This is a genomic window from Corynebacterium alimapuense, from assembly GCF_003716585.1.
GTDB lineage: Bacteria > Actinomycetota > Actinomycetes > Mycobacteriales > Mycobacteriaceae > Corynebacterium > Corynebacterium alimapuense.
Window position 1 is genome coordinate 447,260 of sequence record NZ_PTJO01000005.1, and the last position, 22,955, is coordinate 470,214.

Genomic DNA, 22,955 nt, shown 5'->3' on the forward strand with positions numbered 1-22,955 from the left:
CTAACCCTCCATTGCTTGACGGATGGCGGCCGCACGCGGCTCGATGTACTTATTGGCGTAGACCACGTAGATCCAAGTAATGGCGAAAGTGGTGACGAACTGCAGGAATCCAAAGAGGATTCCGATGTTGAAGCCGCCACCAATTTCGGTGCCCATCCACTCGGGGAAGAACACTGCGGCGAAGACGTACACAAGGAACCAGACGAAAAAGGCCGCGGACATCGGGAAGGTAAAGGACCGGTAGGTCGAGCGAAGCTCCTTAAATTCGGGGCTCGCCTGCATATCTATGAACTCTTGGGAGGTCGGCTCGCGCCGGCCATCCGATCGGACAACGGGAGTTGCGCTCACTTTTTTCTCTCTTTCGCTCGATTCCCAGCTAATCCGGGATTCACTTGAAGTGCTCTCTGTCACAGGCCCTCTGACCTATGCCAGCCATCACACCGTGTACTGCAAAATAAAGTTACCTGGCTCACATTGCAACGTTTAAACTTAAGAGGAAACTTTTTCCGCCCCCCGGGCGTTCCACCCCCATACAGTCGCTAGACCTGCAGGAAAAATGATCACACTTCCACCCCCAGCCCCCCAAAACTCCCCCATAGCAAAGATTGCTAATACCCAATTAGCAATGCGCACGATCTTCACAAACCTTGCGCGCCCCCTTTTTAGAGTTCTCCGGCTAAACTTTTAGCCCCCGCTATCCGGTGAATACCTGAGGATCCTGGAAGATTCGGCCAAACCCGGCGTGGTCATCCAATGCACTAATAGCCGCCACCTGCTCAGCAGAGAGCTTGAAGGATGCTGACTCCAGGTTCTGACGCAACCTCTTAGGATGTGTGGATTTCGGTACTACGGAACAGCCCAGCTCCATCGCCCAATTGAGCGCGACCTGCGCGGTAGTCTTACCTACTTCTCTAGCGATTGAGTCGAGGACCGGATTCATCAAGAGGATTCCTCGCGCCAAGGGCGACCATGCCTCAGTGACCACACCCAGCTCCTGATGAAGCGCACGCAATGGTTCTTGGGAAAATCCCGGATGCAACTCGACCTGGTTGAGTGCTGGCACTACCCCGGTCTCTTCGACCACCTCGCGCAATACCTCCTCATAGAAGTTGGCCACCCCAATGGACTGGACAAACCCCAGTCCTTGCAGTCTTGTCATCGCTTCAAAACTTTCCAGGTAGAGCCCCTTTTCCTGGCAAGGCCAGTGAACTAGATAGAGGTCGACATATTCCAGCCCCAATCGATCCAAGGAGCGCTGGAACGCGAGGGGAATCTCCGCTGCTCCCTGTTCGTTGTTCCACGCCTTAGTAGTGATGAACAGCTCTTCACGAGTGACGTCCCCAGCAGCAATGGCTTCCGCAATGGCTTGGCCTACGACTTCCTCGTTGGCATAGGCGGAAGCCGTATCAATATGCCGGTAGCCCAACTCGATGGCTGTCCGGATAGCGCGCACCCCTTCTGCTCCCCCAAGCTTCCAGGTCCCCAGGCCAATCCGGGGCATCTCCGTATTGTCGTTGAACGTCAGATTCTCCAGCAGATTGTGAGTCATGCCCCTATTGTGCCCTCATTCACTCATCAATAACACTAAGGAGTGCCTCACATATCTCATAGAATTATTTTATGCCTGAACCCCACGACCCCCAAGCCCATCAGTTCACTGAGCTCTCAGATACAGAGATCTTCTCCGCCCATGAAGGCGGGAAACTAAGGATCACTACTTCTCGCGAGCTCAAGACACAGCGCGACCTCTCTATCGCTTACACTCCCGGAGTTGCCCGCGTGTGCAGTGCAATCGCGGAGAATCCTGCACTGGCCAGCAAATACACCACCGTGGGGCATACCGTGGCTGTGATTTCTGATGGCACTGCGGTACTGGGTCTCGGCGACATCGGCCCCCGTGCCGCTCTGCCGGTTATGGAGGGAAAGGCCCAGCTATTTGATCGGTTTGCGGGCTTAAACGCCATCCCGATCGTGCTCGATGAAACCGATCCGGACGCGCTAGTTCGAACTATCACCGCTCTGGCTCCATCCTTCGGCGCCATCAACCTGGAAGATATTTCTGCCCCTCGGTGCTTTGAGATCGAAAGCCGATTAATTGAGGCGCTAGATATCCCAGTCATGCATGATGACCAGCACGGCACCGCAGTGGTCCTGACTGCAGCTCTCGGCAACGCTTGCCGGCTACTCGGCCGTCAGCTGCCCACATTGAAGGTGGTCATCTCTGGTGCGGGTGCCGCAGGAGTGGCCTGCGCCAAGATGCTTCTCGACGCCGGCATCCCCGACATCATCATGCTGGATTCGCGTGGCATCATTCATGCCAACCGCAATAATCTCGGCGAGGTCAAAACCGAACTGGCGCAGCTGACCAACCCTCGCGGCATATCCGGCGGCATATCCGATGCGCTCGATGGCGCCGATGTCTTCATCGGATTGTCTCGCGGCCATGTCAGCGAAGACGCGCTGCAGAAGATGGCCGAGGCCCCGATGTTGTTTTCGCTAGCCAACCCCAACCCCGAGATCGACCCCGATCTGGCTTATCGCTATGGCGCAGTCGTGGCCACCGGGCGCTCTGACTTGCCTAACCAGATCAACAATGTGCTGGCTTTCCCAGGAATCTTCCATGGGGCGCTCGCCGCTGGGGCCACTGAAATTACTCCAGCGATGAAGCTGGCTGCCTCCCGAGCCATTGCCAAGGTAGCCGAGGAGAACTTGGACGCAGAGCACATTGTGCCCTCCCCCTTTGACGCCCGAGTTGCCCCGGCAGTGAGCCAGGCAGTAGCTGCTGCGTGGAAGAACGCTTAATGATCAACCGACGCTGAGCAGGTCAATCACGAATACTAAGGTGCGGCCGGACAGGGGGTGTCCGCCACCGGCCGGACCATAGGCCTTCTCCGGGGGGATGCTCAGCTGACGACGACCGCCCACTTTCATACCGGGAATGCCTTCCTGCCAGCCGGCGATCAAACCATTGAGTGGGAATTCGATCGCGTCACCGCGATCCCAAGAAGAGTCGAACTCTTGTCCCGACTCAAAATCAACACCGACATAGTGAACCTTCACCATGCCGCCGGCATGCGCTTCTTCGCCTTCGCCGACGATGATGTCCGAGGACACCAGGTCTTTCGGGGCGGGTCCACTCAGGGCTTCAACTTTGGGCTTTTCCGTGTTTTCCATCTTAATTTTCTCCTAAAACGTAGAACGAGCCGGGCACAACGTCACCAGTATAAATTGGTGACGCCGTGCCCGGCTATTCACGACGTGTTGGGCGGTCGCTTATTTCCTAGTTAGCGCTGTTCACGCGGGGTAACCGTGCGCAGGGTCTCTCCGGTGTAAATCTGGCGCGGGCGGTTGATCTTGGTGCTGGTCTTGAGCTGCTCGCGGTAGTGAGCGATCCAGCCCGGCAGGCGACCAATGGCAAACAGGACGGTGAAGAAGTCCGTCGGGAAGCCCATGGCGCGGTAGATCAGGCCGGTGTAGAAGTCCACGTTCGGGTAGAGCTTGCGGGAGATGAAGTACTCATCGCTGAGCGCAATCTCTTCCAGCTTCATGGCCAGGTCCAGCAGGTGGTCATTGCCGAGGTGCTCGAGGATCTCATGAGCAGCCTCCTTGACGATGGCCGCACGCGGGTCATAGTTGCGGTAGACGCGGTGCCCGAAGCCCATGAGGCGGACACCCTGCTCTTTGTTCTTCACGCGGTTCATGAAGTCAGTAGCGTCGCCACCGTTAGCGTCGATCTCCTCGAGCATTTCGAGGACAGCCTGGTTAGCGCCACCATGCAGCGGGCCGGACAGTGCGTTGATGCCGCCAGCGACAGAGACGAACATATTCGCCTGTGCGGAACCGATCATCCGGACAGTGGAGGTCGAACAGTTCTGCTCGTGGTCAGCGTGCAGGATGAGCAGCTTATCCAGAGCCTTGACCATGATCGGATCAATCTCATAGGGCTCAGTCGGGTAACCAAACATCATGCGCAGGAAGTTCTCGCGGGGATTGAGCGAGTTATCCGGGTACATGAAGGGGTTGCCCTTGGATGCACGGTAGGCATAAGCCGCCAGCATCGGAACCTTGGCCATCAGGCGAACAGTCGCCTTGTCCAAGTGCTCTTCGTTCATCGGGTCAAGCTCATCCTGGTAATAGGTAGACAGGATGTTCACCGAGGAGGCCAGCACCGACATCGGGTGGGCGTTACGCGGGAAGACGCTGAACTGGGACTTGAAGTCCTCGTCCAAGAGCGTGTGGCGGCGGATTTCATCGTTGAACTTGTGCAGTTCATCGTTGTTGGGCAGCTCGCCATTGATCAGCAGGTAGGACACCTCGTTGAAGGTGGCGTTTTCTGCCAGATCAGCGATATCGTAGCCGCGGTGGCGGAGAATGCCATTCTCGCCGTCGATGTAGGTGATTGCAGACTCGCAGGAGCCGGTGGAGACATAGCCTGGGTCGTAAGTGACCAAGCCGGTGTCAGCCAGCATCTTGCCGAGAACAACACCGTCATTGCCCTCGGTGGCCTTGATGATGTCGAGTTCGTACTCACCACCCGGGTAGTTAAGTACGGCCTTGCCATTGTTGTCAGTAGCCACTGTGTACCTTTCAGACTTCTCGTGTCGACTTCGCCCCGCATCGGGGTCATCCGCCGAGGTGGGACCATATGTAGGTGTGACGCCCACCGTAGTCCCAACACAAACGGTGAGTCATGTATCAGTTTAGGTGACGCTGTCACGTGAGTGTGACGGTTCTCCAGTCAAAAGCTCCCTCCCCCCATAGGGAGGGCATGACCGACGTTTCGCCGTGATGCGATCACATTCCCACACCAAGACATTTCCGCTGCTCTTACGGAGCCTCAGAACCTTAGCTAAGGTGGATCAAGACACAGTTTAGCAAATATTGTGACGGGTGCAACAAGTTTTAGTCACACAGGTCACACCCGCGATATTTGCGAACCTGCGCCATTAGTTACCCCTTACAACTACCCCCACTATCCGCGTTCCCCAGCTCGACCGGGTCTTGTTTATCCGGTTCCCCGCCGGGGACTAGAGTGAACTTCGCCTGAAGAACCCTCCTCAACCATGAAAGGGACGACACCTCCATGAGTGAGTTCCCCACCCTGCCCGCTGACCTGATTCCCGCCGATGGCCGTTTCGGCTGCGGTCCGTCGAAGGTGCGTCCCGAGCAGATCCAGGCCATCGTAGACGGCGCCCGCGACGTCATTGGCACCTCACACCGCCAGCCTGCAGTGAAAAACGTGGTCGGCTCCGTACGCGAAGGCCTCTCCGACCTCTTCTCCTTGCCTGACGGCTATGAAATCATCATGTCTCTGGGCGGCGCCACTGCTTTCTGGGATGCAGCCACCTTCGGCCTCATCGAGAAAAAATCCGGCAACCTGACCTATGGAGAGTTCTCCTCCAAGTTTGCCAAGGCTTCCAAGCAAGCACCGTGGCTCGATGAGCCCACTGTCATCGAGGCACCGGCCGGCGACGCGCCCGCCCCCCAAGCCATCGAGGGCGCTGACCTTCTCGGCTGGGCCCACAATGAGACCTCTACCGGTGCGATGGTCCCGGCCATCCGCCCGGCAGGATCTGAAGGCTCTTTGATCGCCATCGATGCCACCTCCGGTGCCGGCGGACTGCCTGTCGATATCTCCCAGACGGACGTGTATTACTTCTCCCCGCAGAAGTGCTTCGCCTCCGAGGGTGGAATCTGGCTGGCGGCTATGTCTCCGGCCGCGATTGAGCGAATCGCCAAGATCAAGCAGTCCGGTCGTTTCATTCCGGCCTTCCTCGACCTGCAGACGGCCGTCGATAACTCCCGGAAGAACCAGACCTACAACACCCCGGCCGTCAGCTCTTTGCTGATGCTCGACAATCAGGTCAAGTGGATGAACGACAACGGCGGACTCGCTGGCATGGTTGAGCGCACCACCGCTTCCTCCAGCGCCCTGTACTCCTGGGCTGAAGCCCGCACGGAGACCACCCCGTATGTCACCGACCCAGCCAAGCGCTCCTTGGTCGTCGGCACGATCGACTTCGATGATTCCATCGACGCCGCCGTGGTGGCTAAGGTGCTGCGCGCCAACGGCATCCTCGATGTCGAGCCTTACCGCAAGCTGGGCCGCAACCAGCTGCGCATCGGCATGTTCCCGGCCATTGATTCCACCGACGTGGTGACCTTGACTAAGGCCATCGACCACGTCCTTGATTCAGGCGTAGCCAAGGCTTAACCCGCCACCCCTGATCCCAACATGCGCTGGACCTATCACGGTCCGGCGCATGTCTGCGTTAGGGTGGACCCATTAGTCCAGCAGGCCCAAAGGAGAACCCATGCGAGAGCTGTTCCTCGTCACTGAAGAGTCGACGGTCACCTCTCTGGTGTTACGCGCCGAGGACGGTGAGCAGTTTTTTGTCGCACTAGACCAGCTCAGCGACACTGCCCGTAGCGCCCTTGATGTGCCTAAGTCTCCGCCCGCCCCCGAGGTAACACCAAAGCCGGCTCCCGAGCCGACCCCTCCTCCTGTCCGGGCACAACAGAGTGATCGACATTTGCCCACCCCCGACCCGCTGTTGACTGCTCCGTTAACGATGCGCCCGAGAGATATCCAAGGCCGCATTCGAGGTGGAGCCACCGTCACCGAGCTGGCGGAGGAAATGGGAGTAGCAGAGTCCCGCGTCGAGCCTTTCGCTCATCCGGTCATCCTCGAGCGGGAGAGAATCGCCGACTTAGCCAAACAGTCCCATCCGGTCCGCGAAGACGGTCCGGCCAAATTGACGTTGTGGGAAGTACTCGCGGCTGCTTTCGCTGCCCGAGGAAATTCTGTGGCCGACTCGAGCTGGGATGCCTACCGCGAACCGGGTGGCTCTTGGGTCATTCGGGTCCAATGGAGTGCCGGGCGGAGCGAAAATGAGGCGGAATGGACGCTGATCAACCATGCGTCGTCCTCCGCTACTACTGAGCCTCGCAATGCCATCGCCGCCGATCTGACTGATCCAGACTTTATCCAGCCGGTACGTACTCTGACCTCAGTTGGCCGAGGCAACCGCTACGAAGAAGACTACGACGGTGATGAGTCGGACGATCAGCCCCACGAAGGCGATGGCGAGACTACCGGCGAGGATGCGCAGTCCATCTCTGAGCAGCAGAATCAACCGACGCCAACGAAACGGCGTCGAAAAGCGGTCACTCCCCACTGGGAGGACGTTCTACTAGGTGTGCGGACCAACACCAAGCGTCCGCGTAGTTAAGGGGCTTTCCGGTGGAATCGATTGTCACCTTGTGGTTTGTTACCGCCGCAGACCCGGCGCGAGTGATCGAAGCCGAGCCACGAGCAGATCGCGGATTCGGACGAAAATATTTAGCCCAGTTCAATCCTGCTTGGCCCATCACGCTGATCGGACAGTTCCCACTCAATCGATCAGTCCAGGCGTCAACCGGTGAGTTCTATATCGCGGGTTTTCCAGGGGTTGCCATCGTGCAAACCGTCCTCGAAGACACGCCGTGCCTATCGGAGATCAATCCTCGGCTGCTGACCTCCGTGCCGGCAGCGGAGGTATTTGCCTTCGCTGTCAACGAGGAAACCGGATACGGCGGGCTGGCGCATTGGCGCGGCGGGGTGCTTAAGCGTTCACTCTGTACTGAACGCTTAAGGATTTATGAGGATATTGGCCTACCGGTGCCCTTCGAATCCCCTTATTGGGCGGGCGAACGGGCCGAGCCAATCGGCGGCATCGCGCTGCCCTTCGAACCTATTGATCTGGTCCGTGAAGCGCAGCGATCATGGTTGGGGGTGGATATCTCCCCAGAGGGCCCGGATATCCACGTCGTAGCCTACGCAGTCGATGGACGCCCTGAGCCAAAAATCGACAAGGCTCCGGCGCGCTCTGAGCACTCTCCTACTGAAGGGACCACCGGAAGCACGGAGCTGGCTCTCGATGGGGAGCATGGCTACGACGACTATGAAAACCACTCCCCGACCGATCCGGAGGCCGGGGAATTCGCTCGCGTGGCAGATGCCGCTAGCGCCGCGGCACATCGGATAGGAAAAAAGCTCAGGCGCCGTATAAGCGACACCCGAGCTTATCTAGCCGAACGGCTACGGCACAGCGATCGTGACTAGCGCAGACTGCGCTCGCGCTCATAGAAAGCGATTGCCGCAGAAGTAGCCAGGTTGAGCGAATCAGTGCCCGGCGCCATCGGAATCCGAGCGCGGATATCGGTAGCGCGCATGGCGTGTTCAGTCAATCCTGGTCCCTCCGCACCAACGAGAAATGCGACGCGCTCATAAGCGGCTCCAGTGGGATCGACCAATGCGTCAGCCAAATGGGCAGCGGCAGCGTCAGGGGTGAGCGAAACCAGGTGGAAACCGGCGTCACGGAGCTCGTCGAGGGAACGCTGCCAGGTAGTGCGCGTCCCAGCTAGCTGGGAGAAGGGCGTCCGCAGGACATGCCCCATCGATACGCGGACTACTCGTCGATAAAGCGGGTCGGCGCAGCCGTTGCCAAATAGCACGGCGTCGACGCCCATCCCTGCGGCGTTGCGAAACATCGAGCCAATGTTCTCGTGATCGCCAACGCCTTCCAGCACCACCACGGTCCGAGCTTTTTCCAAGATCTCTGCTACTGGTGGGGCTGGGGCGCGATCCGCACAAGCCAACAACCCACGGTGCATATCAAATCCCGCGACCTTGGCCAGCGTCTCTCTGGTGACCTCATAGATCGGAAGTCCAGCAGGGACCTCGTGCTCGGCTAGGTAGGCATCGATTTTGGCCGGAAATCCGACCAAACAACGCACGGGGAACCGAGACTCCATCAACCGGGAGACCACGAGAGGGCCCTCGGCGATGACCAGCCCACGGCCACCTGGCAGATCTGGACGATTATCCGAGCGGTTGAGATCACGGACGTCATCGAGCCGGGGGTCGGCAGGATCATTGATCGAAATGCGCACGGAATCAGCCCAGTGCGTTCAGGATCGGATCCATCGCGAAAAAGACCACAAATAGAGCGGAAACCAACCACATAATCCAGTGGATTTCCTTAGCTTTACCTGCGGCAACAGCCATGATGGAGAAGGCAATGAAGCCGACGCCAATGCCGTTGGCGATGGAGTAAGTAAAGGGCATAACCACGATGGTCAGGAAGGCCGGCAAAGCAATATGGAAATCGCTCCACTCGATATCAGTGACCTGAGCGATCATCATGGCACCGACGACGACCAGAATCGGCGCGGCGGCTTCGATGGGGACGACCTCATAGAGTGGGGTGAAAAACATTGCCAGGAGGAACAAGCTACCGGTGACAATATTGGCCAGGCCGGTACGAGCACCATCGCCCACGCCTGCGGAAGAGTCCGCATAAACGGTAGCGGAAGAGGAAGAGGTAGCGCCGCCGACGATGGCGCCGAAGCCTTCGACAACCAGTGCCTTTTTCATATCGGGCAAGACGCCGTCTTCGTCAACCAGGTTGCCCTGCTTGCCTAGGGCAGTCATGGTGCCCATCGCATCGAAGAAGTTTGCCAGTACCAGGGTAAATACCAAGAGCGAAGCGGCAAGTACGCCGATTCGAGTGAACGCTCCAAAGATGTCGACAGCGCCCACGATGGACAGGTCCGGCATGCCACCAAAGGTATCGGGAATGGAAGGCACTGCCAGTGACCAGCCGGTGGCGTTCGGTTCGCCGTTTTCGAAGGAGGCTCCGGAGTCGGTGAGTGCTTCGACGATCATGGCGATAATGCTGGTGGACAAGATGCCGATGAACAGTCCGCCGCGGACGCCTCGAACCACGAGTGCGCCACAGATAATCAGGCCGAGCACAAAGGTCAGGGTAGGCCAGGAGGCTAGGGAACCATCGATGCCTAGGCCCACGGGAACGGTGGTTCCAGCGGCATCGGGAATACGGCGCACGAAACCGGCGTCGACTAGACCAATCAGGGCAATGAACATACCGATGCCGACGCCGATGGCGGCCTTCATTGACGGCGGGATAGCCAAAAACACTGCGGTACGGAAGCCGGAGACGGCCAAGACCACGATGACTAGACCATCAAGGACAACCAGACCCATTGCTTCAGGCCAGGTCAGCCCCTCACTGGCAACCAAGGTTACGGCCACGAGGGTGTTGAGGCCCAAGCCTGCAGCGATGCCGAAGGGATACCGGGCGATCAGACCGAAGGCAATGGTCATAACACCGGCGGTCAGTGCGGTGGCAGCAGCCACCTGTGGGATGCCGAGGGTGTCACCGTTGACGTCTTCTACGGTGCCGATAATCAGGGGGTTGAGAATGACGATATAGGCCATCGCGAAGAAGGTGACTACACCAGCACGGATTTCGGTGGCTACGGTGGAACCCCGCTCGGTAATGGAAAAATACCGATCTAGGGCACTACGATCAGGATGCTTCTGCACACCAGTGGTCATGTGGATGGTTTCCTATCGAGAGGCAGATATGAGTGTTTCGTCGCTTAGATTCTCACCTTGACAGCATTTCCACAAAACTTAGGTAGATTTATGGGCGACAACACTAGGAGATGTTCAACGTGTACGCCTCGACTTTCTTGATGCGCGATGGTCGGATCGCAAATCTAGATGCCCACCTCGCACGCCTACGCGACGAGACCTCAATCAGCACCTCTGCAATCGAGGACATCCGCGAAAAGCTGCGCCAAGCCGGCCAAGGGGTGTTTCGTCCGGTTGTTCAAGTCGTCGGTTCCACGGTATCGATCGACCTCCATCCCACCGTCTTGCCGCCAGATGAGGCAATTATTGACGCGGAGGGGATCCGCGATGAACGCCGTCAACCCACTCGGCGAGGCCCTGACCTGGGATGGCAGATGAGCAAACTCCAGCAGATCCGGCGCCGGGGCGCTAACGGCGGCCTGCTTATCGACGATCGCGGTTTCGTCATCTCCGGTATCTTCTCCGCCATTTTGTGCTTGGACCATAGCCAGGCCCATATCTCAGCCCATCCCCGTGCCAGCTCCTCGGTAACCATGGACGCAACCTTGGAGATCTTTGAGCAACAAGGAATCGAACCTGTCGAGCATCCAGATGGGATGAGCATGGCGATGCTGCGCAGCACGGAGACCTGGTTACTGAGCTCCCTGGAGGGAGTAAGGAAGATCACTGGCTGGATGGAATACGGGTCTGTCCTCAACCCCAGTCAGGGAGGCGTGCCCCGGTTGGGCGCACCCACCCACCGAGAGATCAACGACCTGCTGTGGCAGGCAGCCGAATACGTCTAGAAAATAGGACGCTCGTCGTCATAGGCATCCGGAGTCTCATCCGCTAAATCATCATCAGGGGTTCCGGAATGCGCGCCACAACCATAGGTTGCGTGCACGATATGACCATCAGCAGAATACTCATTGACACAGGCCCCAAAGTTCGAGCCAAGGGTCTTTCCTACTGACACGAAAAAAGCGCAGCTTCGACAGGACAAGTTGGCTTTCTCTGCGAATTCGCTAGTCGGCCCATAATCTCCCGTGCGCCAACGCTGGAGCGCCGCGTCTAGACCACGGCGGCTTAGGGTAAGTTCCCCGTCACCAGAGCGATCAAGACGCTCATCGTCGAGCGCCGGAGGCATTAAGTCTCCAGGGCCAAGATCCCCGGGACGCAGGCGATCAGACCACGGCACCCATTCCGGTGCCCGCAGAGCTTCACCACTGGGCGCTGGCATTAGTGCCAACTCGTTGACAGTCACTCGCCGAGAGCCAGAAGCACAGGCAAGGACGACATTCCATTCCCAGCCGCTATAGCCGGGGACATCTGCCGCGAAGCGATGAGTGGCTACGTTTCCTCCGAGGCCTTGGACGCCAAGATGCTCGCCTACCCCTCCCTCGCCTAGTTCCTCCACCGTGGCTCGGGCCAACGAAATCGCACGAGAGTCAAGGAGCGGACTGGATTCCTGGGGAGGTCGGGAGATTTTCCGGCGACGGTTAGAGGTGGACACTATCCCATTATGGGTCATTGAGGCACCATGGTGGTCATGAGCCGTCTAATCACTGTTGTTGCCCTCCTCAGCACTGCCGGACTGATGAGTTCCTGCGCTACTAATCCCGGCGCGTTGGATGAGGTAGAACGCTTAGACGTCGCCATCGTGGACACCCACTCCTTCGATGATTCCAGCTTCACCCAGGGGCTCGAAGTGGAACCGGAGGGCACGCTATTGGTAGGTACGGGGTGGGAAGGTCAATCTCGGATCTATCGCAGCACCGTGGAAGGACAAGAGCTTTCCTCAGTTGACCTGGACCCGGAGTTCTTTGGCGAAGGTCTCACCCGCTACGAAGAAGACATCTGGCAACTGACGTGGCAAGACGGGGTGGCGATGAAGCGCGATGCCACCACTCTCGCCGAGCTCGAACGCATCAGTTATGAAGGTGAGGGATGGGGCCTGTGTTCTTTCGACAACGAGTTGATCATGTCTGATGGCACCAGCCAATTGCGTCGGCTGGATCCGGAGAGTTTTAACGAACGGGAGCGGTTGAGCGTCACCCTGGGCGGTGAGGAGGTGGTCGGCATCAACGAACTCGAGTGCCTTGACGACAGTATCTACGCCAATGTGTTCATGACCACCGATATCCTGCGCATTGACGCCGCCACAGGCACCGTCACCGCAGTCATTGATGCCTCTTCCCTGCCCAATAATGCCGCTGATGACCCAGATAACGTCCTTAACGGTATCGCTCATATTCCAGGTACTGACCGATTCCTCTTGAGTGGGAAACGCTGGCCAGACCTTTATGAGGTCGAGATCGTTGCCACTAGGCAAGCCCAGTAGGATCGGAGCCATGGCCACCCGGAAACAGGCAAGACAAAAGTCGCTGCTGCAGATACTCGCGTTGTTGATCGCTGTGGTGATCGTCATCGTGACGGCGGTACTGATGCAAAACTGGTGGAATGACCGCCCTGGCCCTCAGCCGGAGGAGGTCAGTATTACTGCGACTGTCGGCGAAGAATCAGTAGAGATACTCCCCTACTTAGTCTGCGAACCGGGCACAGACTGTCCGGAGGGCGAGGTTCCCAACCTCAGCGTCGGGGAAGATGACACCCTCGTGCTGCAGATTCCAGAGGAGATCCATGATCACGACTGGCAGATACTCAAAATTTATGACGACCCAGCGGTCAATGATCAGCAGTACCACGGATCTTTTGACACTACTGAGGTAGAAATAGCCGGCTCGGTTGACCCGATCGAGGAGGGAGATCCCCGACCACGGCTGGTGGTAGTGGAAATCTCCTCAGTCATGATCGGGATCAATGACGATGGGGAAGAAAACCCCTACGCCACAATATGGTCCCTAAACACCATTTAGGCCAACAACAAGGTTAGGCGTCGAGTTCCTTCGCTACTGCGCGCAGGATCTCCGCCACCTTGCGACCAACTTTGCGGTCTGGGTAGCGGCCTGCGGCGAGGTCAGGTTGGATCTGGCTTTCCATCAGGGTCAACAAATCCGAGATCATGCCGTTGAGCTCCTCCGGCTTATGCCGATTGCTCAGACTTGGACGACGCTGGGGGGTTTCCAACACCTTCACCCGCAGCGCCTGTGGGCCGCGCCGTCCGGCAGCGAAATCAAACTCGATGCGCTGGCCTTTAACTAGTTCTTCTACGCCCGCGGGCAAAACCTGCTTGCCGACGAAAACATCCTCGGCTCCCGGGTTGGAGACAAAGCCGAAGCCTTTCCCCGCGTCGTACCACTTCACCTTGCCAATCGGCACGATGCTCACCACTTTCCGTACTCAATTTTATGAACTACCTATTATACGCCTGACAGGTGTTTGCCTTTCAGAGACTCCGCTATGAGGATTAGAGACCTTTTGACCGTTATCTCAATGACGCACACGAAAGTGAGATGCACATCACATGTTACTGATGTGGCGTTATCACCTGCGAAAACCATCATGAGTGAGACGTACAGTCAAAAAAGCCATGCCAATCCGTGAGCCTGGCGTGACGTAAACGTTATAAACCGTTACTCTCTCCCACAGGCACTACGACGGTCTGCAAGCCCATCTCCACGCCGAGCCCTGTCCAGGACGGTGGGAGACCGCGTGAAGGGTGCACAACCACACCTGAATATTCAAGTGGACAGGAGCGAGGAAACCACCGCGAGCCAACCAGGTTCGCACCGGTCGGTAGCTGGAAACAGTCGCCATCCTCGGGGTGAAGCTTCTGAGAAGACCTAGAAGCCGGGCACAGTGATCCTCCGCCCGAACCCGACAGCTCACCTCGCAGGCGTCAACAGGAGAGGAACACCTAGACAATGGCACGCCATAGCGTCAAAAAGACCCACACCGCCACCAAATTCGCCGCCACCGCAGCTGCCTTCGGCACTGCCGCCGCACTGCTGGCCCCGGCCGCAGCTGCTGCCCCCGACTCCGACTGGGATCGTCTCGCCCAGTGTGAGGCCGGCGGAAACTGGTCCATCAACACCGGCAACGGCTACCACGGTGGCCTGCAGTTCTCCCCCTCCACCTGGGCTGCCTATGGCGGACAGCAGTACGCCACCTACGCTTACCAGGCCACTCGTGAGCAGCAGATCGCCATCGCCGAAAAGACCTTGGCTGGCCAGGGCTGGGGCGCATGGCCTTCCTGCTCCGCTCAGCTTGGCTTGAACTCTGCTCCTACCCCGCGCACCGTCGCCAGCACCCCGGCACCGGTTGCCCAGGTCCAGCAGATCCAGCAGGAAGCAGCTGCTTCCTCCGATGAGGTCGCAGTAGACGCTCTCTACCGCCTGGTCAGTGACTCCCTGGCACAGTACGGCCTCGATATCCCGGCCGAGCTGGCTGATCAGTATGCAGCCAACCGCCACGACTTCAACGCTTTCTACACTGCCAACCGCGCAGTCATTGACCCCATCGTTGGTCTCTAATTAGGCGCTAGCCCACCAGATTGCGGCTCATTAATGGCCCCCACATCAGCTGATGTGGGGGCCATTAATCGATACCGAGATAAAACAGATCCCCGTTTCCCCTTCAGCTCTTTTCCGAGCAATCACTGAAGGGGGAACGGGGATCTGTGGCGTCTAGCTAGAAACCGTCACTTACCGGTTAAACCGGGTGTTCGGGTGAACATAGCCTAGTGTCTCCGGCGGAGCCGGAAGCACGACATCGTCGCCATAAGGGCTGGATGCACCAGCCAGCTTGGAGGTGATTTCGGTAACTACATGTCCGTCACCCGGGACGTGCTGCGGCCAGCCCGGATCGACGAAGCCCTTCTTCTCTACGTTTGCCATGCTCATCATCATTGCAAACCTCGGGCCGAAAAGTAACTTGAACAGCAGTTAAAATCGGTCACATCATGACTTCTACCCCCGATCTACCTGATTTCCGCACTTGGCTGGCCGAACGCAGCGATGCGGAACTGAGCGATCTGGTGCGTTCCCGCCCGGATGTGGCTCTACCCCTACCCCCAGGGATCACCCCTCTAGCCGCCAGACTCCAACTGCGGGCCTCCGTAGCTCGCGCGCTACGCGGCTTAACTGCACTCGAATTAGCCACCATTGAATCGGCAGCTGATCTGGGAGCAGAGCTGCATCCAGTGGATACCGATCTCCTTATCAATGATGTACTGGCCCGCGCTGGCTCCCCAGAGCTCACCGCCGCCCAAGTCGAAGCTGCACTTGTTCAACTCCGAAAGCTCGCCTTGATCTACGGGGAGGATTCCGCGCTTGGGCTCATGATGGAAGCCTCCCCTGCCTTGCCGAGGGACTGGCAGCTGCTCAATTCCGCTGACACTGCCGCTATCGGCCCCTCGGTAGCACAGCAGATCGTCGCATTAGAACCCCGACAACTAGCTATCTTGAAGACGTTGTTGGACTCCGGAGGCTTCGGCCGGACTAAACATGCTGCCACGGATGCCGACCCTGCTCATCCCATCGCCAGGTTGTTAGCTGCCGGATTGCTCTTAAAGATTGACGAGCACACGGTACGGCTTCCCCGACAGGTCAGCTCAGCGCTTCGCGGCGAGGAAATGCTGCAGCCGCCACTGGTGCCTTCAGCAAGAGCCACCGGCGAGACCATCCCGGATCTGCGTGCCCTCGACCGAGCCGATCAGATCGGTGCCGGTGCTGGGCTTGAGGTTGCCCGCAAGCTACGACAGCTCATCGATATCCTGGGCAACGATCCTGTAGAACTGCTCAAAGAAGGCGGAGTAGGTGTGCGTCCCACCACTGCTTTGGCCCGAAGGATCAACGTTGACGAGGGGGAAATTTCTCGCCTGATCAGTCTGGGAATCTCCTCCGGGTTATTGAATCGAGTCGATGGACTACTTGCTCCCACCCAGCAGGCCGATGGTTGGTTAGCGGAAGAACTACCCAGCCAGTGGCTAACTCTCATGCAAGGCTGGATCAGTTCCCACTGGGCTTGGTGGCGGGTGGGCCAGCAAGACCAACGCAAGCAATCGATCCGATTGCTCTCCGAAACCAGCCGGCAAGAAGGTCTGGTAGACCAGCGTCACCTGATTCTCACGGAGTTGGTCTGTGTGGCCCCAGGAGTCGAGCTCACTGATGATCAGCTGCGCGCAGACTTCGCCTTCGCTCATCCACTCGCGGCGATCGCCCTCAAAGATTCCACCTTTTCTAAAATCCTCGACGAAGCCCGGTGGATTGGTGCGCTCTCAGCTGGGATAGCTACCTCGCTGCTGCGCGCTTTGCTCGACCCAGCTGCTGATCCGCAAGCAGTGGCGGAAGATATCACCCCAGGGACGGTCGAGCGGGTTATCGCTCAGGGAGATATGACCATCCTGGCTCCCGGACCATTGCCCCGGGAGTTGCAATTCGAACTAGACTTATTCGGAGAACTCGAGTCTCCTGGGTTGGCTAGTCTCTACCGGGTTAGCGAGTTCTCCCTCCGGAGAGCCCTCGATGCAGGACGCACCGCACAGGAAATCAGCGGCTGGCTCAACGATCATTGCCTCGGCCAGGTCCCCCAGTCTCTCCTTTTCCTCATCGACGATGTAGCCCGACGTCATGGCACTCTGCGCGGTGGACCAGCGTTGAGCTACCTCCGATGCGAGGATCCTTCGCTGCTGGCGGAAGCTGCCCGAACCTCAGCTGCAGAACGTCTCGCGCTCCAGGTGATTGCCCCGACGGTCGCGGTAGCGCAGGCTCCGTTAGTTCAGGTCATCGAGGCTCTCCGCGCGGCGGGGTTCCAGCCAGTGGCAGAGGATGCCACTGGCGCCGCCTTAGACATCCGACCCAAGCCGCTCCGGCTACCTGATCCAGCACCTACGGCAACGGCAACCAGAGTCCTCGATGAACAACGTGTCCACGCTGCCGTCGCGGCTATTCGCCGAGGCGATCAACCACACCAGCCCGGCCACAGGCCCCCCATCGAGCACTCCCAGACGCTCGCACTGCTTCAAGCAGCCGCCAGGAATAGGCAGACGGTGACCCTCGGGTTTGTCGATAAGCAGGGTCAAGCCACCCACCTTAGAGTTACTCCGTTAACGGTCAACGGCGGGCAAGTCGATGCGATAGAACAGGCAACTGGGCAGGTCAAGAGATTCATGCTGCACCGCATTACCGAGATTCAGGTAGGTTAGGCGCGCCAAGAGGAATTGACCTACCTGCCATAATGGCAGGACAGCGCACTAGTCGAGACTCTTCATCGAGGTTTGGAGCACACCCATGGCATTCGGGGATGGCCCGTTGATCGTTCAGTCCGACAAGACGGTCCTGCTGGAGATCGATCATCCAGCGGCTGATCAGGCGCGCGCCGCTTTGGCTCCTTTCGCCGAGTTGGAGCGCGCGCCGGAGCATATCCACACCTACCGCATCACTCCACTAGCGCTGTGGAACGCTCGGGCTGCTGGTCACGATGCCGAGCAGGTAGTTGATGTCCTCGAGCGATTCTCTCGGTTCCCGGTCCCGCAACCGCTGCTGGTAGATATCGCCGAGACAATGTCGCGCTACGGCCGAGTACGACTGCACAAGCACCCTGCCCACGGTCTATTGCTGGAATCGGCAGAGCCGGCGATCTTGGCTGAGTTGGAACGCCACCGAGCCATCCGGCCGATGCTGGGGGCCAGAATCGATGCCAGCTCCATCGCGGTTCATCCTTCTGAGCGCGGGCGCATCAAACAAGAGCTGCTCAAGGTCGGTTGGCCCGCCGAGGATCTGGCCGGCTACGTCGATGGTGAAGCTCATCCCATCGCACTATCGACCGAGCTCGAGGCCTGGGAACTACGCGATTACCAGCGCTATGCCACCGAATCCTTTTGGGAGGGTGGCTCAGGGGTCGTGGTCTTGCCCTGTGGTGCAGGCAAAACCATGGTGGGCGCAGCAGCGATGGCGCGCGCCCAAGCGATCACCCTAATCTTGGTCACCAACACTGTCGCTGGCCGGCAATGGCGCGATGAACTATTGCGCCGGACCACACTCACCCCGGATGAAATCGGCGAATACTCCGGTGAACGCAAAGAAATCCGGCCCGTGACCATCGCGACCTACCAAGTGGTCACGAGAAAAACCAAAGGCCAGTACCGGGCACTCGAGCTCTTTGACTCCCGCGACTGGGGCCTGATCATCTACGACGAAGTCCATCTCTTGCCCGCCCCGGTATTTCGGATGACCTCAGATCTACAATCGCGACGTCGCTTAGGTCTGACCGCCACTTTGGTGCGTGAAGACGGCCGCGAGGGCGACGTATTCTCCCTCATCGGTCCCAAGCGCTACGACGCCCCCTGGAAGGATCTGGAGACTCAGGGCTTCATCGCCACCGCCGAGTGCGTCGAGGTCCGCACCACTATGAACGACGCAGAGCGCATGCTCTACGCCACCGCAGAGTCTAAGGATCGCTACCGCCTAGCCGCTAGTGCCCGCGGAAAAATCGCGGTCATCGATCAGCTCCTGACCCGACACCACGGCCAGCCCACATTGATCATCGGCGCCTATCTCGACCAGCTCCAGATGCTTGCGACGCGTTTCGACGCCCCCCTCATCGAGGGTCGGACCTCGAATAAGCGGCGCGGTGAGCTTTTCGACGCCTTCCGCTCCGGCGAGGTCACCGTCCTTGTGGTCAGCAAGGTAGCTAATTTTTCCATCGATCTTCCAGAGGCGGCAGTCGCGATCCAGGTCTCCGGTACGTTCGGATCCCGGCAGGAAGAAGCTCAGCGACTGGGCCGGCTGCTTCGTCCGAAAGCAGACGGTGGCCAAGCGCACTTCTACTCAGTGGTCTCCCGCGACAGCTTAGATTCCGAGTATGCCGCTCACCGCCAGCGTTTCCTGGCGGAACAAGGTTATGCCTACCGCATCGTGGATGCCGATGACCTCGATGAGCTCGGATAGACTGCACAGCCATGAAGGCTTTCACGTTCAAAGTTGACGAGGAATTTGCAAAACAAAACAACGAAATGATCAAAGACACTCGCCGACTGCAATGGTCGGCGATCACGCTGGGGCTCATCCTGCTCGCCCTATCGGCAGCGGTTTTTCTCTGGTGGGGTGCAGACCAAGCGTGGGGTCTCATCGGCGGAATCATCCTGCTGACGTTCGCAGTGGTCAGCGTCATCATCGCTGCGGTAGTTCCCAGCAAGGTCGGCACCGCTCAAGATCTCTACGACACTTACCCCCTAGCCCCCGCCATGATTGTGGAGGTCAACCCACGAGACTTCGTGATCATGGCTTTGGTCAACACCAATGTTGACCCACAGCTGCCACCTGGCTGGGGGCTTGCGCTCCGGACTGTCACCCGAGTCAACGGAATCGACAAACCCACGCGCGGTACCAAAATCCCGGCTGTCGCCGTCCAGGGGCGCCGCAGCCTCAGCAACCAAACTCAATGGGATGAGATCTCGCCCATGCCCATCGCGTGGGCCACCCCAGACGCCAGTGTCGTCGCAGATGCCCGACGGGCTATTCCTGAAGATCAGTGGACGCGGTTGGATAAAAGCCGCGAGCTACTCAGAGACGTCAAGGCGACTGATTACAACCTCTTAGTCCTGTAATCCCTCAACGCCGGTCGTCGGTGTTAGCCAGCTTTGGTTGGCTATTCCACCGCGGACATCGCTGAGGTTAGAGCAGCTTTTCGAGCTGGCCAGAGAGCGGCAAGAATGCCGACGATGACAGCTCCAAGCACCAAAGCCCCCATCTGTGACCAAGGGATTAACCAGCGATCAATTCCTTGATCGGCGAGAATACGTACGAAACACCAGCCCAGCCACACACCAGTGATGATGCCAAAGACCGCACCAAACACTGCGATATAGACCGACTCGATGAGAATCATTCGAGAGATTTGGCTCCGCTGCATCCCCACGGCCCTGAGCATTCCAAATTCATGGCGCCGTTCCGCGATCGATAACGCCAGGGTGTTGATAATCCCCAGCGCTGCAATAACCACAGACAACGCCAACAGTGCATAAACCATGGTCAGCAGCTGATCAATCTGCTCGGCACCGGCAAGACCGAACTCCTCTGCCGTCATCACCTGAAGCACTCCATAACCGGCCACTGCGTCAATGACCTGTTGATGGGTTGCTGCCTCATCCGCGTCTTCGCCATAGACCACATAAAGGGTGTCCAAAGACCATTGGCTCTGATCTGGGAAAAGCTCTTCGGCAGTGACGTTACTGACCGCCATGGGTGTGTAGGCAGAGCTATCTTCCCAGGTCACCAAGACTGGCACCGATACGCTCTGGCCAGTGGAAGGCACCTCGACGTCAACATTGTCTCCGATACTGACCCCAAACGTGGCGGCTACGGTATCGCTGAGTCCTACACCTGGCGATTGGGTGGCTGCGTCGAATGAGCCACTGGTTTCAGTCAGTGCAAGCGCTATGCGCGGGTCATCATCTAACACTGAGGTAATGGCATTTTGCCCATTGGTGCTCGCCCCTTGACCATTGATGGTCATCGGCAGCCAGGTCATAGCGACAGTGCCAGCTACCGAATCGATAGCTTCAATATCCCCTACCGCTTGCTGCGGGATTCCTTGGTTAGAGATGATTCCGGTGGCCACCACTGATTTCGCCTTGAGCTGCTCGTCGATATCCCCAAACACCGACTCTTTCACCGAAGCACCCAGGATGCCCACCACAGCCACCAGCGCCACACCTAAGGTCAGCGCGAATGCGGTGGCGGCAGTACGGCGAGGATTGCGCGAGAGGTTTGTCCCCGCCAACAGTGCCACCACCCGGCCTGCGGGCGGGCGAATGCTAAATAGGCTCCGAGCAATCCAGCCCGACAGCAGCAGCACTGCAGCCACGATTGCCAGCGCTCCTCCGCCAGTGAGAATCGCCCGATCAGTGGTGTTCCACCCGGTGGCAAACACCGCTATTAAGGTGCCGGCTGCACCAAGGAGCAGCAGTGCCAGGCCGATAAGCGTCCGCACCAGAAGTGGCTGGTGCGTCATTTGATCCCCCTGGCGCATAGCGCCAACGGGAGAGATTTTTCCTGCGCGTCGGGCAGGTGCCAGAGCGCTGAAGGCAGTAACCAACACGCCAATGCCAATCGGGGCAATCACACTGGCGGCGTCAAGGCCAAGCCCTGCGTCGGGGAACCCTAGTCCGAAGGCCTCCATGCCAACGACGATCGCCCTGACCAAGCCAATTCCGACTCCAATACCCAGGATGGATCCCATCACTCCGATGACGATCGCTTCCACCAACACTGAACCAGTCAATTGGCGCCTAGACATGCCGATAGCTCGCAGCAGGGCGAATTCTCGAGTTCGTTGAGCCACGATCATCGAGAAGGTGTTGGAGATAATGAAGGTGCCGACCATCAAAGCGATGAGTCCAAAGGCCAAGAGAATGTAGGTGAAAAAGGCCAGGAGTTCGCCAATCTCCGCTGATTCAGCCTCCGCGGCTTCCTCTGCGGTGACCACTAAGAGATCAGGGTAATCAGCCTGCAACTGCTGTTGAGTAACTGAGCCTTCAATGGCCAACCTACTCAGGGAATTGCCATCGCTAAACTCAGATCGAAACACATCGGTGTCCAAGGAGGCTCCCGCCCAACCACCGGTTGCTAGCGAGAGTTCATTGATACCAACCACTTCTAATTCCAAGCGCTTTTCATAGTCGACGACCGAGATAGTGTCACCGATCTCGATGCCGGCAGTCTCTGCGGCCTCGCTGTTAACAGTCGCTTCCCCGGCGGCGCTAGGTGCTCTGCCTTCTACTACCTCGGAGACCGAGATCACCGCATCCTCCGGTGGGGTGTAGGGCAGTACCCATGAGCCAGCTCCACCTGATTGGTAGGGAGCACCATCTGGCCCGATGATGATCACTGGCCGGGAATCCAATACCTCAGTCCGGTCGACATCGGCGCGCTCAGAAATCTCCGCAGCCGTGTCTAGAGTAAGCGGGTACTCAGGGGTCGAATCAATAATCAAATCCGCCCCAGCCACACTTCCGGACGTAATGTCATCGAAAGCCTTCGACAAGGAGGCAGTAAGTATGAAGGCACCAGAGACAAAGCTAGTACCTAACACCACCGCCACGACGGTGAGGAATAACCGCAGCTTATGCGCTCCGAGGCTGCGAAGAACCAGCATCCTAAGGATGGGCTGCGGCTTCATATTGATAACTATCCTTAGGGATCTGAAGTTGTACGGGAAAAAGTCACTAGGAGGCGATGCCGGCGACTAACTCAATCGGATATCGTCGCAAGCTGCCAACGCTCCGATTTTAGTCGTATTCACTGTTGGTTACCTGTGTGCCTAGCAAACAAGAAGTGGTTTGTGGTTTAGACATCTACTTTGGGCATGCATGTAGACCCCTTATAACAATCCGTTCCCTTGTAAAAAGGGTAGGAATCGTTATAAGGGGCCTACAATATTTTTAAGTTTTAGGTCGGCGGCAACTTACTCTCCCACACCCTCCCGGGTGCAGTACCATCAGCGCGGGCAGGCTTAGCTTCCGGGTTCGGAACGGGACCGGGCGTTTCCCTGCCGCTATCAACCACCGACACACTCACCGGGACAACAACCACACACAAGGTGGGTGCCATAAGGGTGGGTGTGCTGTGTCAGA

Annotated in this window: 21 protein-coding genes, 1 rRNA gene and 1 riboswitch; of the genes, 11 read left to right on the forward strand and 11 right to left on the reverse strand. The window is 58.2% G+C overall.

Going from position 1 to position 22,955, the window contains the following annotated elements:
* A complete protein-coding gene (locus tag C5L39_RS09155) occupies positions 1 to 282 on the reverse strand; it encodes a DUF485 domain-containing protein (protein ID WP_123048634.1) in 282 nt (93 codons plus the stop codon).
* Positions 283 to 694: 412 nt separating this feature from the next.
* Positions 695 to 1,549: an aldo/keto reductase gene (locus C5L39_RS09160; RefSeq protein WP_123048568.1), complete on the reverse strand. Its 855-nt coding sequence runs from the start codon at positions 1,547 to 1,549 to the stop codon at positions 695 to 697.
* 71 nt (positions 1,550 to 1,620) lie between these two features.
* Here C5L39_RS09160 and C5L39_RS09165 point away from each other — a divergent pair, with 71 nt between their 5' ends.
* Complete coding sequence (locus tag C5L39_RS09165) at positions 1,621 to 2,802, forward strand: NAD(P)-dependent malic enzyme (RefSeq protein ID WP_123048569.1); 1,182 nt, start codon at positions 1,621 to 1,623, stop codon at positions 2,800 to 2,802.
* Between the two features lie 3 nt (positions 2,803 to 2,805).
* Here C5L39_RS09165 and C5L39_RS09170 read toward each other — a convergent pair whose 3' ends face one another.
* The gene (locus C5L39_RS09170; protein ID WP_123048570.1) at positions 2,806 to 3,174 is read right to left on the reverse strand and encodes an FKBP-type peptidyl-prolyl cis-trans isomerase; all 369 of its coding nucleotides are present in this window, start codon (positions 3,172 to 3,174) and stop codon (positions 2,806 to 2,808) included.
* A gap of 110 nt (positions 3,175 to 3,284) precedes the next feature.
* The gene (locus tag C5L39_RS09175; protein WP_123048571.1) at positions 3,285 to 4,577 is read right to left on the reverse strand and encodes a citrate synthase; all 1,293 of its coding nucleotides are present in this window, start codon (positions 4,575 to 4,577) and stop codon (positions 3,285 to 3,287) included.
* Between the two features lie 506 nt (positions 4,578 to 5,083).
* Here C5L39_RS09175 and serC point away from each other — a divergent pair.
* The 3 genes from serC (at position 5,084) to C5L39_RS09190 (ending at position 8,104) form a co-directional block, all read left to right on the forward strand.
* A complete protein-coding gene (gene serC / locus C5L39_RS09180) occupies positions 5,084 to 6,214 on the forward strand; it encodes a phosphoserine transaminase (RefSeq protein ID WP_123048572.1) in 1,131 nt (376 codons plus the stop codon).
* 100 nt (positions 6,215 to 6,314) lie between these two features.
* On the forward strand, positions 6,315 to 7,232 hold the full coding sequence (gene sepH, locus C5L39_RS09185; RefSeq protein ID WP_123048573.1) for a septation protein SepH: 918 nt from the start codon (positions 6,315 to 6,317) through the stop codon (positions 7,230 to 7,232).
* 11 nt (positions 7,233 to 7,243) lie between these two features.
* On the forward strand, positions 7,244 to 8,104 hold the full coding sequence (locus C5L39_RS09190; protein ID WP_123048574.1) for a DUF6928 family protein: 861 nt from the start codon (positions 7,244 to 7,246) through the stop codon (positions 8,102 to 8,104).
* Here the strand turns inward: C5L39_RS09190 and C5L39_RS09195 are convergent.
* Together C5L39_RS09195 and C5L39_RS09200 are read right to left on the reverse strand one after the other, a co-directional pair.
* Complete coding sequence (locus C5L39_RS09195) at positions 8,101 to 8,934, reverse strand: TrmH family RNA methyltransferase (RefSeq protein ID WP_123048575.1); 834 nt, start codon at positions 8,932 to 8,934, stop codon at positions 8,101 to 8,103. The genes C5L39_RS09190 and C5L39_RS09195 overlap by 4 nt on opposite strands.
* 4 nt (positions 8,935 to 8,938) lie before the next feature.
* On the reverse strand, positions 8,939 to 10,402 hold the full coding sequence (locus C5L39_RS09200) for an NCS2 family permease (RefSeq protein WP_123048576.1): 1,464 nt from the start codon (positions 10,400 to 10,402) through the stop codon (positions 8,939 to 8,941).
* Between the two features lie 119 nt (positions 10,403 to 10,521).
* On the opposite strand from C5L39_RS09200, the gene C5L39_RS09205 reads away from it, so the two are divergent.
* The gene (locus tag C5L39_RS09205; protein ID WP_165858022.1) at positions 10,522 to 11,226 is read left to right on the forward strand and encodes an aminotransferase class IV; all 705 of its coding nucleotides are present in this window, start codon (positions 10,522 to 10,524) and stop codon (positions 11,224 to 11,226) included.
* Here C5L39_RS09205 and C5L39_RS09210 read toward each other — a convergent pair.
* A complete protein-coding gene (locus tag C5L39_RS09210; RefSeq protein ID WP_123048578.1) occupies positions 11,223 to 11,951 on the reverse strand; it encodes a DUF3027 domain-containing protein in 729 nt (242 codons plus the stop codon). The two genes, C5L39_RS09205 and C5L39_RS09210, sit on opposite strands and share 4 nt — an antisense overlap.
* Positions 11,952 to 11,969: 18 nt before the next feature.
* Between C5L39_RS09210 and C5L39_RS09215 the strand changes: the two genes are divergently transcribed.
* Together C5L39_RS09215 and C5L39_RS09220 are read left to right on the forward strand one after the other, a co-directional pair.
* Positions 11,970 to 12,761, forward strand: coding sequence for a glutaminyl-peptide cyclotransferase (locus C5L39_RS09215; protein ID WP_123048635.1), 792 nt, complete (start codon positions 11,970 to 11,972; stop codon positions 12,759 to 12,761).
* A 10-nt stretch (positions 12,762 to 12,771) separates the two neighbouring features.
* The gene (locus tag C5L39_RS09220) at positions 12,772 to 13,296 is read left to right on the forward strand and encodes a DUF2771 domain-containing protein (RefSeq protein ID WP_123048579.1); all 525 of its coding nucleotides are present in this window, start codon (positions 12,772 to 12,774) and stop codon (positions 13,294 to 13,296) included.
* 13 nt (positions 13,297 to 13,309) lie between these two features.
* On the opposite strand, the gene C5L39_RS09225 is transcribed toward C5L39_RS09220, so the two are convergent.
* The gene (locus tag C5L39_RS09225; RefSeq protein WP_123048636.1) at positions 13,310 to 13,699 is read right to left on the reverse strand and encodes a cold-shock protein; all 390 of its coding nucleotides are present in this window, start codon (positions 13,697 to 13,699) and stop codon (positions 13,310 to 13,312) included.
* 341 nt (positions 13,700 to 14,040) lie between these two features.
* Positions 14,041 to 14,234, forward strand: a riboswitch (cyclic di-AMP (ydaO/yuaA leader).
* Between the two features lie 10 nt (positions 14,235 to 14,244).
* On the opposite strand from C5L39_RS09225, the gene C5L39_RS09230 reads away from it, so the two are divergent.
* Positions 14,245 to 14,853, forward strand: coding sequence for a resuscitation-promoting factor Rpf1 domain-containing protein (locus C5L39_RS09230; protein WP_123048580.1), 609 nt, complete (start codon positions 14,245 to 14,247; stop codon positions 14,851 to 14,853).
* Between the two features lie 171 nt (positions 14,854 to 15,024).
* On the opposite strand, the gene C5L39_RS09235 is transcribed toward C5L39_RS09230, so the two are convergent.
* A complete protein-coding gene (locus C5L39_RS09235) occupies positions 15,025 to 15,216 on the reverse strand; it encodes a hypothetical protein (RefSeq protein WP_123048637.1) in 192 nt (63 codons plus the stop codon).
* Positions 15,217 to 15,281: 65 nt separating this feature from the next.
* On the opposite strand from C5L39_RS09235, the gene C5L39_RS09240 reads away from it, so the two are divergent.
* From C5L39_RS09240 to C5L39_RS09250, 3 genes are all read left to right on the forward strand, one after another.
* A complete protein-coding gene (locus tag C5L39_RS09240; RefSeq protein WP_123048581.1) occupies positions 15,282 to 17,525 on the forward strand; it encodes a helicase-associated domain-containing protein in 2,244 nt (747 codons plus the stop codon).
* An 85-nt stretch (positions 17,526 to 17,610) separates the two neighbouring features.
* Positions 17,611 to 19,269 carry a DNA repair helicase XPB gene (locus C5L39_RS09245; RefSeq protein ID WP_123048582.1) on the forward strand — a complete coding sequence of 553 codons (1,659 nt, stop codon included), beginning with the start codon at positions 17,611 to 17,613 and terminating at the stop codon, positions 19,267 to 19,269.
* Between the two features lie 11 nt (positions 19,270 to 19,280).
* On the forward strand, positions 19,281 to 19,928 hold the full coding sequence (locus tag C5L39_RS09250) for a DUF3239 domain-containing protein (protein ID WP_123048583.1): 648 nt from the start codon (positions 19,281 to 19,283) through the stop codon (positions 19,926 to 19,928).
* A gap of 41 nt (positions 19,929 to 19,969) precedes the next feature.
* On the opposite strand, the gene C5L39_RS09255 is transcribed toward C5L39_RS09250, so the two are convergent.
* Positions 19,970 to 22,501 (reverse strand): ABC transporter permease, encoded by a 2,532-nt coding sequence (locus C5L39_RS09255; RefSeq protein WP_123048584.1) that lies wholly within the window; start codon positions 22,499 to 22,501, stop codon positions 19,970 to 19,972.
* A 272-nt stretch (positions 22,502 to 22,773) separates the two neighbouring features.
* Positions 22,774 to 22,891: ribosomal RNA gene (rrf, locus tag C5L39_RS09260) — 5S ribosomal RNA — on the reverse strand.
* Positions 22,892 to 22,955: the final 64 nt, after the last annotated feature.

Bases quoted from the DNA above. Each gene is read 5' to 3' on its own strand.
- C5L39_RS09165 (WP_123048569.1), top strand. From the start codon at position 1,621: ATGCCTGAACCCCACGACCCCCAAGCCCATCAGTTCACTGAGCTCTCA.
- C5L39_RS09220 (WP_123048579.1), top strand. From the start codon at position 12,772: ATGGCCACCCGGAAACAGGCAAGACAAAAGTCGCTGCTGCAGATACTC.
- serC (WP_123048572.1), top strand. From the start codon at position 5,084: ATGAGTGAGTTCCCCACCCTGCCCGCTGACCTGATTCCCGCCGATGGC.
- C5L39_RS09200 (WP_123048576.1), bottom strand. From the start codon at position 10,402: ATGACCACTGGTGTGCAGAAGCATCCTGATCGTAGTGCCCTAGATCGG.
- C5L39_RS09155 (WP_123048634.1), bottom strand. From the start codon at position 282: ATGCAGGCGAGCCCCGAATTTAAGGAGCTTCGCTCGACCTACCGGTCC.
- C5L39_RS09245 (WP_123048582.1), top strand. From the start codon at position 17,611: ATGGCATTCGGGGATGGCCCGTTGATCGTTCAGTCCGACAAGACGGTC.
- C5L39_RS09170 (WP_123048570.1), bottom strand. From the start codon at position 3,174: ATGGAAAACACGGAAAAGCCCAAAGTTGAAGCCCTGAGTGGACCCGCC.
- C5L39_RS09255 (WP_123048584.1), bottom strand. From the start codon at position 22,501: ATGAAGCCGCAGCCCATCCTTAGGATGCTGGTTCTTCGCAGCCTCGGA.
- C5L39_RS09235 (WP_123048637.1), bottom strand. From the start codon at position 15,216: ATGGCAAACGTAGAGAAGAAGGGCTTCGTCGATCCGGGCTGGCCGCAG.
- C5L39_RS09250 (WP_123048583.1), top strand. From the start codon at position 19,281: ATGAAGGCTTTCACGTTCAAAGTTGACGAGGAATTTGCAAAACAAAAC.
- C5L39_RS09160 (WP_123048568.1), bottom strand. From the start codon at position 1,549: ATGACTCACAATCTGCTGGAGAATCTGACGTTCAACGACAATACGGAG.
- C5L39_RS09215 (WP_123048635.1), top strand. From the start codon at position 11,970: ATGAGCCGTCTAATCACTGTTGTTGCCCTCCTCAGCACTGCCGGACTG.
- C5L39_RS09210 (WP_123048578.1), bottom strand. From the start codon at position 11,951: ATGACCCATAATGGGATAGTGTCCACCTCTAACCGTCGCCGGAAAATC.
- C5L39_RS09230 (WP_123048580.1), top strand. From the start codon at position 14,245: ATGGCACGCCATAGCGTCAAAAAGACCCACACCGCCACCAAATTCGCC.
- C5L39_RS09240 (WP_123048581.1), top strand. From the start codon at position 15,282: ATGACTTCTACCCCCGATCTACCTGATTTCCGCACTTGGCTGGCCGAA.
- sepH (WP_123048573.1), top strand. From the start codon at position 6,315: ATGCGAGAGCTGTTCCTCGTCACTGAAGAGTCGACGGTCACCTCTCTG.